Here is a 16327-nt window from a genome sequence, read left to right as displayed (position 1 = left end):
CGCTATTCAGATGACGTCTTCACCCTTAGTTGAAGAAAACCTTGAATTTGTAGAGCAACAGCTTCAAAAACTACCCCCACAAAGACCCTGTTTAGTAGTCTTGCCAGAATGTTTTGCGTGTTTTGGAGGGGGCGATAAATTGATGCTAGAGATTGCGGAAGATTTAAATCATGGCCCCATACAACAGAGGCTTAAAGACTTAGCTAAACAATATGGCGTTTGGATAGTCGCGGGTAGTTTGCCACTACTATGTTCCACCGCTAATAAATTCACAGCTTCGAGTTTGTTAATTAGTGACCGTGGCGAAATAGTCGAAGAATATCAAAAAACACACCTCTTCGACGTCCAAGTAGCAGATAATACCGGTACCTATCAAGAATCTCGCTACACGCAATCAGGTAATAAACTTATTGTCGCTGACACTCCATTTGGCATTCTAGGCTTAGCCATTTGTTATGACATACGGTTTGCAGGTATGTTTTTAGCGATGAATCAAATTGCACAATTAGACGTCTTGGCATTGCCTGCTGCCTTTACACAGCAAACTGGACAGGCACACTGGGATGCATTGCTTCAGGCGCGTGCCATAGAAAATCAGTGTTACATTGTTGCCGCAAATCAAACTGGTAAACACAGCAATAAACGACAAACTTACGGTCACTCCTGTATCATCTCGCCTTGGGGCGACAAACTAGTTGAGTTACCCCATGATACCGGCATGATTCATGCTCAAATTGATCACCCATTACTCGCTGAAATTCGCACTAAAATGCCAGTTTATCAGCACAACAAATTCAGGAGTCACCTTGTCTAATTTGGTCGAAGAGAACTTACTAGATGCATCAAATCTAACCCGAGCCACATTAGAAACAGCTCTAAGTACCATATATCAGCATGATAATGATTTCGCTGATTTGTATTTTCAGTCAAGTCAACATGAGACTTGGGTATTAGAAGACGGCATCATTAAAGAAGGGAGCTACAATATTGAGCGCGGAGTAGGTGTGCGTGCAGTAAGTGGTGAAAAGACCGGGTTTGCTTACTCTGATGATATTTCCCCCGAAGCACTACTTAAAGCAGCAAAAGCCTCAAGAAGCATCGCCAACTCAGGTGGCAAACACAAAGTTACTGCGCTCAAGCCAAGTCGCCCTGTTAGTCGCTATCATAGCGAAAATCCACTTTTGGGAATGCAAGAGCAAGAAAAAATCGCTCTGTTGCGAGCCGCGGATGAATATATCCGCAAACAAGAAAGCGCTTTGAGCCAAGTAGTCATAAGCATCAGTGGTGTATATGAAGAAATTTTAATCGCTGCAACAGATGGCACGTTTTGCACCGATATTCGTCCGCTTATCCGTTTTAATTGTTCAGTATTAATGGAAAAAGATGGCCGCCGTGAAAGAGGTAGCTCTGGTGCTGGAGGAAGATTTGCCTATGATTATTTTGTCACAGACGATGACGGTCGACCTCGCTACCAACAAATTGCAGATGAAGCGATTCATATGGCCAGAATAAATATGCAGGCTATTCCTGCGCCGGCAGGGCAAATGCCGGTTGTGCTTGGTAATGGTTGGCCTGGCGTATTGTTACATGAAGCAGTAGGCCATGGTTTAGAAGGTGACTTTAACCGTAAAGGCGCGTCTACATTTAGTGGCAGAATTGGTGAACGAGTTGCGGCAAAAGGCTGTACCGTAGTAGATGATGGCACATTAGCTAATAGACGTGGCTCACTCAGCGTTGATGATGAAGGCACTCCTACTCAATACAATGTGTTAATTGAAGACGGTATTCTCAAAGGTTATATGCAAGACAAACTCAATGCTCGATTAATGGGTGTTGCTCCGACCGGAAATGGTCGCCGTGAATCTTATGCTCATTTGCCTATGCCGAGAATGACCAATACTTATATGTTGGGTGGAGAATCATCACCCGAAGAAATCATTGCCTCAATTGATAAAGGCATATATGCACCTAACTTTGGCGGCGGACAGGTCGATATCACCTCAGGCAAATTTGTATTCTCCACATCCGAAGCTTATCTTATCGAAAAAGGCAAAATCACCACGCCAATCAAAGGTGCTACTTTAATTGGCAACGGCCCAGAAGCGATGCAAAAAATCTCCATGATAGGTAATGACTTGGCCTTAGATAAAGGCGTTGGAGTATGCGGTAAAGACGGGCAAAGTTTGCCCGTTGGTGTTGGTCAACCCACCTTGAAAGTAGATGAGTTAACTGTTGGCGGTACCGCTTAACTTTTTTCTAGTTAAGTGTCACAACAAATGTTACCACTGAAACAATTCCACTTGGCGAAACCACTTCAGCATTAACTGTTGCAGTGGTCGCAATTCCAGTGGTTTCACTAAGGTTATTGGTTAAGGTAAAATCAACACTAGAAGCACTATTCGAATTTGTAGATCTCATTACCGAACTAATTTGTCCTGCCAATAAACCTGAGCTGGAGGTAATTGTGATAGTCGAACTACTAGCTACAGGTTGGTTGGCTGTATCTGAAAACCTCAATGTTAAATTGATGATTTCGCCGCGCTCTAACTCTAGAGTAGGCTCGGAAGCACTCTGATGGTTGCTGAATATTACCGAGTTACCTTGATTCAGAATATCTAAATATGCTTCTGAGCTAGCAGATACCAGCTCTAACGACCGGCGAACATGTAATGTATTAGCTGTATCCTCACCACAAGTACTAGCGGATGTGCACTGAGGACCATTGAAGAGGCCATCTGGACCATCGAATTGGCCGTTACTGTTGTAGTCTAAAAATATTTCAAATGAATCTCTAATATTGTTGGCATTATCATCTCGCCAGGCTTCGCTATGGTCAACAAATCCAGTACGTCCAAACTGACTGGTCGTAAATCCACTATCAGTATTATCCCTAATTGCTGAACCATCTGCATCGTCATAACTATTATTGCCGTTGGCATCAAACAAAGTTTCATGACCTATGGCAGTCGCTAAAATGGTGATCCTATGATCGGTTGTTCGCGGCTCTGCACTTGTCCAAACCACACTACATGTACCGCTAGTTGTCACACAACTAGGCTCTATAAAACCACCTTCAGTAGTGAAACTCACAGAGGTACCATCTGGCACCGGATTATTGAAGGTATCAGCCAAACGTGCGACAACGTTGACAGTTTGACCACTAATACTGTCAGCCTCCGGGTTTAGATTGTCTGCAGATAGTGTGAAGCTATTTTGGTCGGGCAAACCGGTATTCACTGCCAGTAAGTCTGATTGAGTTAGCACAGTTGCACCTGTGTCAATTTGCACTTCAGCTGTCACTCTAACTGAAGTAGGTACATTTCCAGAGGTGACACGGGTGCTTACCTGTCCCTGCGAATTGGTTATGCCTGTAGCAGGAGATAAACTCAATCCACCAGTTTCAGTGTTCAGTGAAAAAACCACGTTTTGTTGTGCAAGTGGGTTGCCTAATGTGCCATTAACTTGAAACACCAAAGTTGAAATAGTTTGGCTATTTTGACCACCGGTACCTTGTAACACCAGTTGCGTGGGGTCTGCAGAAATAAACGTGATGGACCCTACTGATTCAGCAAGTATGGAAATAGAACGAGTAATGGAAACGGTGGAATCATTTACTACAAGTGACGCGACTATCACATCCTCATTACCGTCTCCGCCTGCACAGCTTAAGTCTTCATAGGTAGCAAAGGCTTCACCATTTACCGTATTAACTTGTTGATCAATATTGGCAAATCCATCCTCAGCACAACTAGATGTAAAAGTAATTGGGGTTTGCGTCAAAATACGTTGGTCGTTTTCATCCACTAATGCCAATGAAACACCCAAAGTCGCGCCAGCGCTAATTTCAACGTTGCCATCTTCGTCAGATGCGCTTATGCCTAATTCATTTTCTACAAACACACCGTCGGAATCAAAATGTCCCACTCTGACAATTTGTTCGCTAGTCACATCCAACGCTTGAATTTCGAAATTAAGTGACGTTAATAATTCTTCATCATCAACTAATGTAAAAGCGGTTACTGTAGCGGCACCAATATCTGCATCCTCAGGTGTTAGCGTTACCTGGGCGATTCCAGAAGTATCAGTCAGCGCATCATCTGTACTGAGACCACCCCTGTCCACTGTAAAATTTACAATAATATTCTCAACCGGTTGCGCGTTTTCATCGCTAACAAAGGCGCGAATTTGAACTTGTTCGTTCACTTTGAAACGGTTAACTGACACACTATTTTTAAGGATGCTTAAATCTATGCTTAATTCAGGTGCATAAGGCGTTTCAACCGCTAGAAACTCGTAATTCGTTTGTGAAGTAACCTCGTCAAAACTTGCCACTAGCGTTAAGGCCCCAACATCGCCACTGCTACTTTCTACGAATATTTCAGCAACACCATTGCTATCGGTAAGTTTAGTTTGTTCAGAAACCTGCTCAACCCCAGTTGAAAAACTGATGATTTCTCCCGATACAAGTTTTGAACCTTGCTTCAACGTTGCCTGAACACATACAGTTTCACCTGCGGTAAAACTAGCTTCCGTTTTCGTCTCACATTGCTGGTCAAGAATAGCCAAGGAAATACTATATGTGTCTGATGTTGTTCCTGAACCAAAAGGATCACTGCCATTGTCGCCTGACACTCCACCACAATTGCTTAGTATAAGCACAGCAAAAAAAGCAAAAATAAAATTCATTCGCATAAAAATCATCCGTTTATGGTTTGTTTTAAATATTGAAAAAGCTCACGGGAGGCTTTTGGAGGCTTATTTTCAGCTTGTTGCTTATTTGCTTGACGTACATATTGCCTTAACTTTTGGCGGTCAAGAAGGGGATAATCTGCAATAGTAGGGTCAATTTTTTTATCGCCCTGCTGCAAAATTTCGTCTCTCAGCACTTCAATTCCATGAAAAGCATTATTTATTTTTTTATGGGCAGATTTTATATTGGCCAAAGCTTGCTCTATTGGTGCTATATCAGTGTTGCGCATTATTTTGCCAATTAATTGCAATTGCCGACGATAGCCTTCTTTTTTTCGCAAAATTTTCCTAGCAAGCATCACCGCTTCTAGTAATTCTTCGTTCATAGGCACTTTGGCTAACGAGGATTGACCAAGATGAACTAAAGATTCACCTAATTTCTGCATCGCAACCATTTGTGCTTTAATTCGCGTTTTACTAAGTTGTTCGTCTTCTTCACTGACGTCGAATTCAACTTCTATATCTTTGTTTTTTTTCGAGGCAACCATGACATTATCTTTAGTGATACACTATTGAAGATTGTAACCCCCATCGAAATAATAAACTACAGTGTAGCCAAATAATGAAGGCCTTATGCAACAACAATTAGCTGAAATACAGAGCATAGTAGAAGATGTTTTAGAATTAGCCAAGGATAAAGGCGCGACTCAAGCCGAGGCTAGCTTATCCAAAGTAGAAGGCATAGCCGTGTCTTCACGGTTAAAAGAAGTGGAAACTGTCGAATTTACCAACGACGGCGGCCTAGGTATTACCGTATACCAAGGCAAGAAAAAAGGCAGTGCTTCAACTGCTGATTTGTCACCCCAAGCATTAACTCTCACCGTCGAAAAAGCCCTAGAAATAGCTAAACATACCAGTGATGATGAGTGTTCAGGTCTAGCCGATAAAGATTTAATGGCCTTTAATTATCCAGATTTAGATTTATTTCACCCAGTTGACTTGGATACGGATTACGCCATTGAACAAGTTATCGCTGCCGAAACGAGCGCTTTGGACGTCGACCCACGTATTACTAATTCAGACGGTGCGTCATACAACGCCAATTTAGGCACTAAGGTGTACGGTAATAGTCATGGCATAAATGCCGGATATAACAGTAGTCGCTACAGCATGAGTTGTGTAGTTATTGGTGAGCAAGATGGCGACATGCAGCGCGACTATAGCTATACCGTTGCTCGCGAAGTTGACAAGTTAATTAGCCCGGAACAAATAGGTCGAGAAGCGGCGAAATTTACCTTGGATAGACTAGGTGCGAGAAAAATTAAAACTTGCAAGGTGCCTGTGTTGTTTGACCGCGAAATTGCTGCGGGCCTATTTGGTCATTTAATCAGTGCCATTAGCGGTGGTAGTTTGTATCGAAAATCTTCATTTTTGTTAGATAAACTCGGGCATCAAGTATTACCTAAATGGTTTAATATAATCGAACGCCCCCATATTTTGAGAGGGCTCGCCAGTTCCCCTTTTGACCACGAAGGTGTCATCACCCGAGATATGGATGTAGTAAGCCAAGGAATACTCAACCATTACCTTCTTACCAGTTACTCGGCTCGTAAACTCAACATGCAGACTACAGGTCACGCCGGTGGCATCCATAACTGGTTTATTCAACACAGCGGCGAATCTGATAAAGCAATGCTCAAAAAACTTGATACGGGCTTATATGTAACAGAGCTTATGGGGCAAGGTGTCAATATTGTAACTGGCGACTACTCTAGAGGTGCTGCGGGTTTTTGGGTAGAAAATGGAATCATTCAATATCCAGTTCACGAAATAACCATAGCAGGTAACTTAGCTGATATGTTGCTAAATATTGTGGCTGTTGGCGCAGAGCAAGAAACCCGCGGCAGTGTGCAAACGGGCTCAATATTAATCGAACAAATGCAGATAGCAGGCGAATAAGCTTAGAGTTTCATCGAATTCTAGTAACACTAAGGCAACCTTCTGTTGCCTTAGTGGATTACCTGTTAACCACTCGTGACTCAATAAGTATGAGAGTTATTGAGCTAACCAAGTATTACACAGAGATATCCTCTGGTGCCGATATATAACCTTGATATCCGTCCGCTCGTAATGATGCAAACTGCTTTAATTGATCTTTATTTTCAATACCGGTAATAATTACCGCAATATTTAAACCATTGGCAACATTGATTAATGCTCTGCACATCTCATTGCTTTGATTTAGCTTTTCGTAAAAGGCAAAAGATTGGTCCAGTTTAATATAATCAGGTTGAAGTTTTTGAAGGTAATCAAGTGACCCCATTTGACGACCGCACTGATCAACACCAAATTTTGCTCCTGCCAGACGTATTATTTCTGAAAGCTTTTTACATTGTTCAAAAGAGCTAATTAACGCTGACTCTGACATTTCAAATAACATATGGTCGCTATGTTGTGTTTTTTGCAAAAACTGAGTAAGCCATGGCGCGAACTCAGGGTCTTGCACACTATCTTGGGTTAAGTTAATAGCAACGGCTTGTTTGGTCTGCTCCACAATTTTCTGCTGCGCTATGCTTTCGAGTAAACATCTGTCAAGTTGTGCTCCTAAAGATAACAATTCAATAAAAGGCATAAACTCGGCTGCGCTAACAATTTTTTCGTCAATGTGTAAACGGCAATAAAGCTCACGTTGAATCACTTCATCAGAACGCATCGCACTGACTTGCTGCCACTGGAACATAAAATGATTGTTGTTTATTGCGTTAACTAGCTTAGCGCGCCATTGTTCTCGGTTATATTTTTGAGGCTGCTGTGCATCAATCCAATGACTAACTTTGCCTTCTTTAAGGGCTTGTTGTAACGCATTATCGGATTGGGATAACAAATCAGAAGGCTGCATGTTATCGATACGTTGGCTTACACCCAAGGCAAATTTGCTATTAGCATTACAGCCAGCCTTAGAAATTTCCTGATTGATAATTCTTATAAGAGTTTGTAGGTAACTCTCAATTTGATGATGTTCTGCTTTAGTCAGCAAGAATGCAAACTCAGTGTTAGCTATTCTAGCAATGACCCCTTCTGCAATATGGGGTAATTCTGACATCATTCTTTTTGACAAAACTTTAATAATTTGGTCGCGACCTTGGTACCCATATTTACTATGGATGTCTTCTAACCAATCAAACTTAGCTAAAATAAGCCCACCAAAGCCCGGTTCATTTAGCCAATTATTAATTTGCGCAGATAAGTACTGTCGATTAGGTAACTGTGAAATTTGGTCAACAAGTTTGTCTTCTTTTAGCTCACTCACTTCTTTATCTAAAGTGAGGAATACTTGTTTTAGTTGACCCGACATCGAGTTTATTGCACTGACAACGTCTTTTAATTCTGTAGTTTGCGGTAAGGCTAAGTCCTGCCCAAAATTGCGTTGCCCTAATTGTTTAGCCTGCAATGCAATATCATGCAATGGTTTTAGAATACGGTTTAGTCTAAACCTCAACAAAAAGATACTGAGAATAAACAACAGAGATAAAATCATCACAGTATCGTTCATGATCCGCCATAGTTGCTGATACCCTAGTGCAGGGTGAGCCTCCACTTCTAGCGTAGCCAGTTGCATCCAACCAGACGTAATGATGCTTTCTTTTTTCTGAACGCCAAACACTTCCAAGTTAATTAACCATTGTGGTACACCTTCAATAACCACTGGGTTTTCCCAAGTTTGCTTTTTGTTATCCGCCAACCAAGTTAAGGTCACTTTACGATAAAACCCGCCCTCAAATATCACATTGACCAAGGTTTCGGCCGATACCATATCGCCGGTTTCTATATGAGGCTGCAACATCAACCCTAAAGATGTCATGGTGTTGTTCAAGTCGGACTGCATTTGCTGATTCATAAAGTCGCGGGTTTGAGTAAATTGAAAATAAACTAAACTGACCATCACCAACAAAAACAGTCCAAATAGAAGTGAGTTTATTTGTCTAAAAAGGGTCATTACTTAAAACTCCAATTTTATCTTGGGTTGTTTGAGTTTTGCGGTGTTAATGCGTTGACGCAAATCTTGCCATCGTTTAAGACGCGAAGAGTTACCACTCAAAACACTGCTACCTCTTTCTTTATTTAACCACAGCTGACTACCGTTAAAGCTAAACACAGGAATAAGATCGTTACGTTCATTAGCTGGCTTAATTACGCCATCTAAATTATCTAAAATTAGGGGGATAGAAGCCGGCGTTTCGTAATAGGCAAGCACCATATGATATTGCTTAAGATGTACGGCCTTGACCATAGTAATCCTCATTTTTTCATCAGCTATACCTAGCTCCAATAAGGTAAAATACTTGGCGATTGAATAGTCTTCGCAGTCTCCACCATTTACTCCAATAAACTCAACCGGAGTAGCCCAATAATTGTTCACTCCCCATAATTCGATATCATCAATAAAGTGAAAGGTATTGAAAAAACGATTCACCTTTTTTAAGTTTTCTTGCTCTAAGGAGCTTGGGTCTGGAACCATTAAGTTAAGCCAAGCTGCGCCGCGTTTAGCGGCGCGATCGCCATAACTACTTTGCAGCGCCTTTACAATTTTGGGACCATCAAGTTCAGTAATTTGATCGGCATAAAGCGCAGACAAAAAGGTCATACTTAGTAGTAATATTTGAACTGGCTTCTTTAATAACCTCCTTGTTATAAAACGGCTGCTCGTCATATTACTCACTAATTATCATTGGACTTGGTCTACCGTATAAATAGTCCAACGCATTTCATCCTTACTCACTGTTTTGCTCAATTCAGCGACGATACGCCTATTGGTTTCGTGTGCTTCTTCTGTATCTCTTGTATCAGCCAATCGATCAAAACTGTAACCTATGGACGACACACGCTCTGGCGATATTTTGTAATCTTTAACCAAAACTGATTCAACCGCTTTCGCACGGTTTTCTGATAAAATTTGATTGTGTGCAGCACTCCCAACTTTACTGGTGTGCCCCTCAATCAAGACTTTAAGATCCTGTTTTTCTGAGAGCATTTCCGCTACTTGTTGAATTTTTGGGATTGCTGAATTCGGCAACATATAAGAATCGTTAGCAAACTTAATGTCCACTTTTAGTGGAACAATATAAGTAGATTTTGCGCCGCAGCCGTAGTTATCAATAATTGCACCTAAAACCGTGTTGTCACATTTATCTCTAGCCTCAATGACCCCGTCGCGGTCGTAATCATTCAGATCCTGCAACTGCTTAACACTAGGTTCTAACTTAACTATGTTGTTACTAGCACAACCAGAAAACAACAAGGCTCCACACAGTACTAAAGATAACTTTGTCGCAGCAGACACCTCAAAAACTGAAATATGCCTCATAGTGGACTTAATGTTCATACTCATGTTCTCCTTTCCAAGCTGAAGACCGAGTCACTCGCAACGAATCAAGCAATTGTCCGGTTACATTCAATAATCTATATCTAGCTATCAACTCATCAAAATCAGCATCTAAATAATCTTGGCGCGCCTGAAAAAGTTCATTTTCTGTGTCCAACAAATCGAGCAAATTTCTTTGCCCCAAACTAAATTGTTGTTGGTAGGCTTCTTGAGTTTCTTTTGAAGTCACGACGTGTTGTTGCAGGTATTGTTTTTGTAACCCCAACATTTCATATGCGTTCCATGCTAAGCGAAAGCTCTCTGTAACTTCACGGTGGGCACGGTAGTTTATTTCCTGCGCTTCTGTGGTTTTATAAGCAGCTCCTCGTTCTAGCGCCACATCTTTACCACCGGAATAAAGGTTATAACGCATACGTACCATGACACTTAGGTCATTGCGATGCCCACCTACATTTGAACCAGTTCGGTTAAAGCCATCTTCACCCGCAATGTCATTGTCGGCGTTAGCAGCCACTTCAAGAGACAATTTAGGATAATAATTGGCTTTAACCGAGCCACTGTAAGCCCGAGCCGCTCGAATATCTTGCTGTGCAGATTTGATGATGGGATGTCGTTCTAAAGCAAAACTTAATCCGCTAGCACTGTCAGCGGGTAACATATCAGCATCTGGTACTGGCATGACTAAATCATCAGGCATAATGTTGGTGACACTAATAAATTCCGCTCGGGCATCTTCATGATTATTGCGCGCGGCAATTAAGTTAGATTGAGCACGGGCTAGGCGACCTGTTACTTGTGACAGATCCGCTATGCTTCCCATTCCTGAATCAGTTCGTTCTTTTATTTGCCCGTAAATTTCTCGATGAGACTCGACGTTTTTTTCAGACAAAGTCACCAACTGCTGAGTTTTTAAATAATTTAAATATACTTGGCTAACTGAAAGAGCTAAATCTTCGGCTGTACTAACCAAAGTCCATTGTTCCGCACTGGCTTCAAATTTAGTACGTTTAACCTCATGACTAGTGAACATACCGTCAAACAGCATTTGACTGATACTGATACCAAATTCACCTCTGCCAAGTTCAGTTTCACCATCGTCAAACCCCAAATCCGATAAACGGTTTCCAGGAGTATTAGTGTATTCGTATCCATAACCAGCCGTAACATCGACTGTTGGCAAATATCCAGCCGAAGCACGATTAACATCTTCTTCTTTTGATTTGAAACGGGCGAACGCCTGACGAATATCAGGGTGAGTATCTAATGCAAGGGCGACTGTTTGTTCTAAACTCTGTGCATTTAGTCCTTGTGAAGACAATGCAAGCAGGCATAATGAGAATAATACTGCAGTTATGCGCATAACGATTTACCTTTAGTCATAAAAACTCCATCTTATTGTTTTTTAGTAATTTGCTTGTACGTTATCGTTCCCTAAGTGCGGCTTCATTAGCACGCAACAGCGGATTTAATATATATTCCAAAATTGTACGTTTACCGGTGATAACGTCTACGTTTGTCATCATGCCCGGTATAATTGGCATCTCTTCTTGGTTTTTATTTTTGATACTTGAAGCATCGGTACGCACACGAATCACATAAAAGCTGTTTCCTTCTTCGTCTTGAGTCGTATCGGCACTGATGTGTTCTACTGTACCAGTTAAACCACCATATCGGGCAAAATCATACGCGGTTATTTTAACCACTGCAGGTAAACCTGGATAGATAAAACCAATATCTCTAGGCTTAATTTTAGCTTCTACCATTAATTGATCCTCCGTAGGAACAATTTCTGCAATAGTTTGTCCTGGTTTTACTACGCCACCTAAAGTATTGACATGTATGGTTTTTACGGTTCCCACAACAGGCGATAAAATTAATGCCTTAGTGACTTTGTCCTGAGCACTGACCTGAGATTCGTTAATGCGGGAGAGTTTATTTTGCAGTTCGTTAAGTGTTGCTCTTACTTCGTTTCGGTACGACAAAACGGTTTCACGTCGATTGAGTATGGCTTCTTGTAACGCGGATTTTAACTGCGGGGTTAACAAACGCACACCATCTAACTCACCTTGAAGATCATTGACGGTGCGCTCTGATTTATACAATTCTATTTTTGACACTATGCCTTTTTCAGCAAGGGGCGTAGTTAGCGCTAGCTCTTTTTTAGCCAAGTTTAAGCTGATACCTAGCGTGTTAATTTTCGACTCTAACTCAGTTATTTCCTGCTCTTTTTGTTGTATTTGTTGCCCTTGGATAGCCAACTGGTTGATTAAATTATCTAATCTACCTGAGTATTCTTCTTGTTGTTCCTTTACCATAAATTCTGCACTGAGATTTAGATCCTCAGGATAAATTGGCACTTTTTTGGTTATTTCAATTTGCAACTTCCAATCTTCATTATTACCCACCAAGATACTGGAAATTTCTGCTCTTAAGCGGATGATATTGGCTCGTAAGCTATCCACTTCTTGTTTTTGTTCTGCGAAGTCTGAACGAAAACGAGTGTCATCGATTCTGGCAATAGGTTGGTCTTTGGTAACGGGCATGCCCTCTTGCACAAACCATTGTTGCAGTACTCCGCCATCTAAACTTTGAATAATCTGTACTTGAGAGGAAGGGATGACTTTTCCGATACCTGAGGTCACTTGATCGAGTGCAGAAAAATAAGCCCAAACAATAAAACTAACCAGTAATCCTGCCATGGACCAGATGATTAAACGATGCAAACTAGGCACTTCAGTTAACATTGCCCCATATACATCATCGGCCATTTCTAGGTCTTTTTGGCTAACTTTCATGGCTTAACCGCCGCTTTGTTTTTACCTTCTTTAAGCTTTTGCAAAACTTCGTCTTTAGGGCCATCAATCACTAACTTACCTTTTTCTAGAACGATGATCCTATCCACTAAAGACAGTAATTCCATTTTATGAGTAATTAACAATAAGGTTTTGTCGGTTGAAGTGGCACTAATGGATTGTATGAATTGCTGTTCGGCACGGGCATCTAAGCTGGCTGTGGGTTCATCTAATAGTAGGATTTGCGGTGTATTTAAAATTGCACGCGCCAAAGCAATTGACTGTCGTTGTCCGCGAGATAGATTGTTACCGCTTTCACCTACCTGTTGATCTAAACCTTGAGTTTCGTGATCAGTAAAGGCATTCACACCAGATAATTGTACCGCTCTAATGAGCTGATATTCAGTCACTTGTTTGGTACCAAACAGAATATTATCGCGGATAGTACCGTGAAACAAAATGATATCTTGAGGCAAATAACCTATATTTCGCCGCAGATCGCTAGGGTGTATTTGTTGATGATTTAATCCATCAAAGCGAAGATTACCAGAAGTCGCTTGGTATAAACCCAGTAGTAATTTAGCTAGGGTGGTTTTACCTGAACCATTACGCCCAATTATGGCTATTTTTTCACCTTCTTTGATATCCAAAGACATTGTTTGCAATGCACTATTTTTTGTATCTGGGTAGGTAAAACTAATACTGTCTGCACTAATATTCCCAGACAATTTGGGACGGCTTGCTAGATGACCTTTGTCTTCAAACTCACCTTCTTGTTCCATTAAGCTATCGAGTTGTCTTAAGGCGCTAACGGTTTGATTTGAGCGCGTCATCAAACCGGCTAATTTTGCTACAGGTGAAATCGCGCGGCCAGTTAACATCACCGCGGCGATAATGCCCCCCATAGAAATCAAATTGTCGGATACTCGGTAAACGCCTAACACGACAACACCTATGATTGAAATTTGCACGATAAAACTAGCGAAATTAATCACTGAATTGGTGATCATTTTAGACTTAAGCAACCAACTGGAAGTATGTCCGATCATCTGTTGCCACGCATTTTGCACGACACCTTCTGCACCATTAGCCTTAATGGATTCAATGGCTCCCAAACATTCAATTAAGTGACCATGTCGAAGACTTGAAAACTTATTACTTTCCTCGATGGCAGCGCGAAGTTTAGGTTGCGTATAAATGGTATAACCAATAATTAACACAGAGGAAACGATGGGAAACAAAACCAAATCGCCCGCGACTAGCCAGATACAAAACATAAATAACAAAGCAAAAGGCAAGTCTACCAATGCGGTAATGGTAGCCGAAGAGAAAAACTCCCTGACGTTGTCAAACTCAGTGATTTGTTTGGCCATACCACCAATACTTGGCGCACGTTTTTCTAGCGGAATCCCCATTACCTTGGCAAATAATTTAGAAGAAACTTCTATATCCACTTTTTTACCGGCCACATCAATTAAGTAACCACGTAATTGCTTTAAAATAAAATCAAAAATGTAAGCGACACCAGCACCAATTGCCAATACCCAAAGCGACTCAAAAGCTAAATTGGGGACCACTTTATCGTAAATATTCATCACAAAAAGAGGTGAAACCAGAGCAAAAATATTCACCATGATAGAGGCAATGATGACGTCTCGGTATATCGGCGTTGCACTTTTAACGTGTTGCCATAACCAATGTTTTTTGGAGTCATTGATATGTACATCAAAATTTCTGTCGCCACGATATTGCTGCTTAATTAGAAACAAATAACCAACAAAGCTGGATTCTAATTCTTCAATCGAAAGCTGCTCTTCGCCGCCAGTTTCCGGCAAGGTGACAATGGCCTTGTTTTCTTCAAGGTTCAATTCCTGTAATACACAGGCATTTTTGTCTTTGAGCATCAAGACACAAGGCAACAACATTGAAGGTAATTCGTTTAAACCTTTTCGCACTAACTTTGCGCTAAGCCCTGCGCGGGAAGCGGCTTGAGGTAGGAGTTCAGGGGTCAGGTGACTGCCAGTCAAAGGAAGACCAGCCGTTAACGCTTCAGCAGAACAAGGATTGCCAAAGTGTTCGGTTAATAACACTAAACTGTCTAATAAAGGATCTGAAGTTAAACGCTGCGATGCGTTTATTGTCCACTGAGTAGTAGCTTTAACCGAGGATTGCACTTAGCTTTATATTCCTTCAAACAAAACACAGCAAACATAACACAATCAATAGAGATATGACTGTGTTATGTAAAATTGCACACTAAGAGAATCCTACTATAACAATTCAGCCGAGTCGAATTCAGCAATAGGTGCGCTTGTGGCTGCGGCCTGATCACTTATTATGGTGCCGCCTCCCTCCAATAACCCATTAGTCACGGTTGCCGAAAAACTGAACTCTTGGTCGCTCTGCTCTTTCGACAATACCTTAGCGTCATCTAAAGGTGAATCTTTTAATGAACTGGTAAGCTCAATATTGACTTTAGAAGGGTTATCTTCCCCGATTGCTGCTAAATATGTCTCAAGACCGTCAGTGTTAGCTTCGGTTAATATATCGCCTAAACCGTCTAAGTCTGGTGAGAATTTAAACGCAAGTTTGTCAGCCTGCAGAGCCACTTTCGCATCAAATGTAGTGTCAATAGTAGTGCTTGTTTGTTGGAAATCTAAATCCAGTTCATTTGATAATGGTTCTGGTGCGACAGGTTTTTTAATGTTGATAGTTAGATCCGCTGAATCTTCTTCTGGATTAACTAAGTCTCCATCTTGAATTGTGTAAGTAAATACTAAGTTCATATCTGCGTCGGGTATTTGCATACCTTTCGGAGTAACAAAATTATATGCCCCAGAACTGCTGATTGTTAGAACTCCAAAACCAGTATCAATAGCATGTGAACTGACAGTATCACTAAATTGAAAAGTGCTTCCATTGTATTCGACTTGGGTGATAATTGGAGTTCCAAACCCATCAACAGATGTATCGGCATTATCACCAGTACTACCTGTAGTGATTACGTTTCCTTTAACGCCATTACGATTAGCTGTATCTGTATCACCTAGTTGTGTCAGTTGAATATAATTTACGTCGTCGATAGCATCAGGTGCATAATCAATTACGTTAATTGTAACCGCACCTATGTCAGAATCGATACCGTCACTTAAAGTATAATTAAAACTAGGGGCAGCTGTACCCAGCACATAACCAATATTATTGTAAGTAAAACTACCATCTGCTTTGATCAATAAAGTACCGTCTTTAATCGCCACTGTCGCTTCACCTGTAGTGGCATCAAAGACTAAAGCAATACCATTCACATGAGTGACACTCAAAGCTCCGCCATCGCCACCGTCAGTATCAACTGCACCATCACCATCATTATGAGTAATAACGTTACCGCTTACACTGTTACCTTCATCCACGCTAAAGATATCGTCCTCAGCAATAGGTGGTACATTCACGTTTGCCACATTCA

Annotated in this window: 12 protein-coding genes; 3 read left to right on the top strand and 9 right to left on the bottom strand. The window is 41.3% G+C overall.

Going from position 1 to position 16327, the window contains the following annotated elements; all coding sequences use genetic code 11:
- The first annotated feature begins 10 nt into the window (after positions 1-10).
- Both KO534_RS16965 and tldD read left to right on the top strand, forming a co-directional pair.
- On the top strand, positions 11-814 hold the full coding sequence (locus KO534_RS16965) for a carbon-nitrogen hydrolase family protein (RefSeq protein WP_215931506.1): 804 nt from the start codon (positions 11-13) through the stop codon (positions 812-814).
- Positions 807-2249, top strand: coding sequence for a metalloprotease TldD (tldD, locus tag KO534_RS16960; RefSeq protein ID WP_215931299.1), 1443 nt, complete (start codon positions 807-809; stop codon positions 2247-2249). The genes KO534_RS16965 and tldD overlap by 8 nt, the downstream gene beginning before the upstream one ends.
- 7 nt (positions 2250-2256) lie before the next feature.
- Here the strand turns inward: tldD and KO534_RS16955 are convergent, their stop codons facing one another.
- Positions 2257-4692, bottom strand: a complete 2436-nt coding sequence (locus KO534_RS16955; RefSeq protein ID WP_215931297.1) for an Ig-like domain-containing protein — start codon at positions 4690-4692, stop codon at positions 2257-2259.
- A 5-nt stretch (positions 4693-4697) separates the two neighbouring features.
- Positions 4698-5237 carry a ribosome biogenesis factor YjgA gene (yjgA, locus tag KO534_RS16950; RefSeq protein ID WP_215931295.1) on the bottom strand — a complete coding sequence of 180 codons (540 nt, stop codon included), beginning with the start codon at positions 5235-5237 and terminating at the stop codon, positions 4698-4700.
- Between the two features lie 85 nt (positions 5238-5322).
- Here yjgA and pmbA point away from each other — a divergent pair, with 85 nt between their 5' ends.
- Entirely contained in the window at positions 5323-6648 is a 1326-nt protein-coding gene (gene pmbA / locus KO534_RS16945; RefSeq protein WP_215931293.1) for a metalloprotease PmbA, read from the top strand.
- A 115-nt stretch (positions 6649-6763) separates the two neighbouring features.
- Here pmbA and KO534_RS16940 read toward each other — a convergent pair whose 3' ends face one another.
- The 7 genes from KO534_RS16940 to KO534_RS16910 form a co-directional block, all read right to left on the bottom strand.
- Positions 6764-8686, bottom strand: a complete 1923-nt coding sequence (locus tag KO534_RS16940; RefSeq protein ID WP_215931292.1) for a bifunctional diguanylate cyclase/phosphodiesterase — start codon at positions 8684-8686, stop codon at positions 6764-6766.
- A 3-nt stretch (positions 8687-8689) separates the two neighbouring features.
- Positions 8690-9400 carry a transglutaminase-like cysteine peptidase gene (locus KO534_RS16935; protein WP_215931290.1) on the bottom strand — a complete coding sequence of 237 codons (711 nt, stop codon included), beginning with the start codon at positions 9398-9400 and terminating at the stop codon, positions 8690-8692.
- 15 nt (positions 9401-9415) lie between these two features.
- Positions 9416-10072 (bottom strand): OmpA family protein, encoded by a 657-nt coding sequence (locus KO534_RS16930; RefSeq protein ID WP_215931288.1) that lies wholly within the window; start codon positions 10070-10072, stop codon positions 9416-9418.
- Entirely contained in the window at positions 10062-11432 is a 1371-nt protein-coding gene (locus tag KO534_RS16925; RefSeq protein ID WP_215931286.1) for a TolC family outer membrane protein, read from the bottom strand. The genes KO534_RS16930 and KO534_RS16925 overlap by 11 nt, the downstream gene beginning before the upstream one ends.
- A 61-nt stretch (positions 11433-11493) precedes the next feature.
- Positions 11494-12867, bottom strand: coding sequence for an HlyD family type I secretion periplasmic adaptor subunit (locus tag KO534_RS16920; RefSeq protein ID WP_215931284.1), 1374 nt, complete (start codon positions 12865-12867; stop codon positions 11494-11496).
- Complete coding sequence (locus tag KO534_RS16915; protein ID WP_215931282.1) at positions 12864-15038, bottom strand: type I secretion system permease/ATPase; 2175 nt, start codon at positions 15036-15038, stop codon at positions 12864-12866. The genes KO534_RS16920 and KO534_RS16915 overlap by 4 nt, the downstream gene beginning before the upstream one ends.
- 96 nt (positions 15039-15134) lie before the next feature.
- Positions 15135-16327: Ig-like domain-containing protein (locus KO534_RS16910; protein WP_215931280.1), on the bottom strand; the 1193-nt coding region annotated here is incomplete at its 5' end.

This window comes from Paraglaciecola arctica (genome assembly GCF_018861065.1).
Lineage (GTDB): Bacteria > Pseudomonadota > Gammaproteobacteria > Enterobacterales > Alteromonadaceae > Paraglaciecola > Paraglaciecola arctica_B.
The sequence above is the reverse complement of the archived record's forward strand: the minus strand, read 5'-3'. Positions and strand labels throughout refer to the sequence as shown.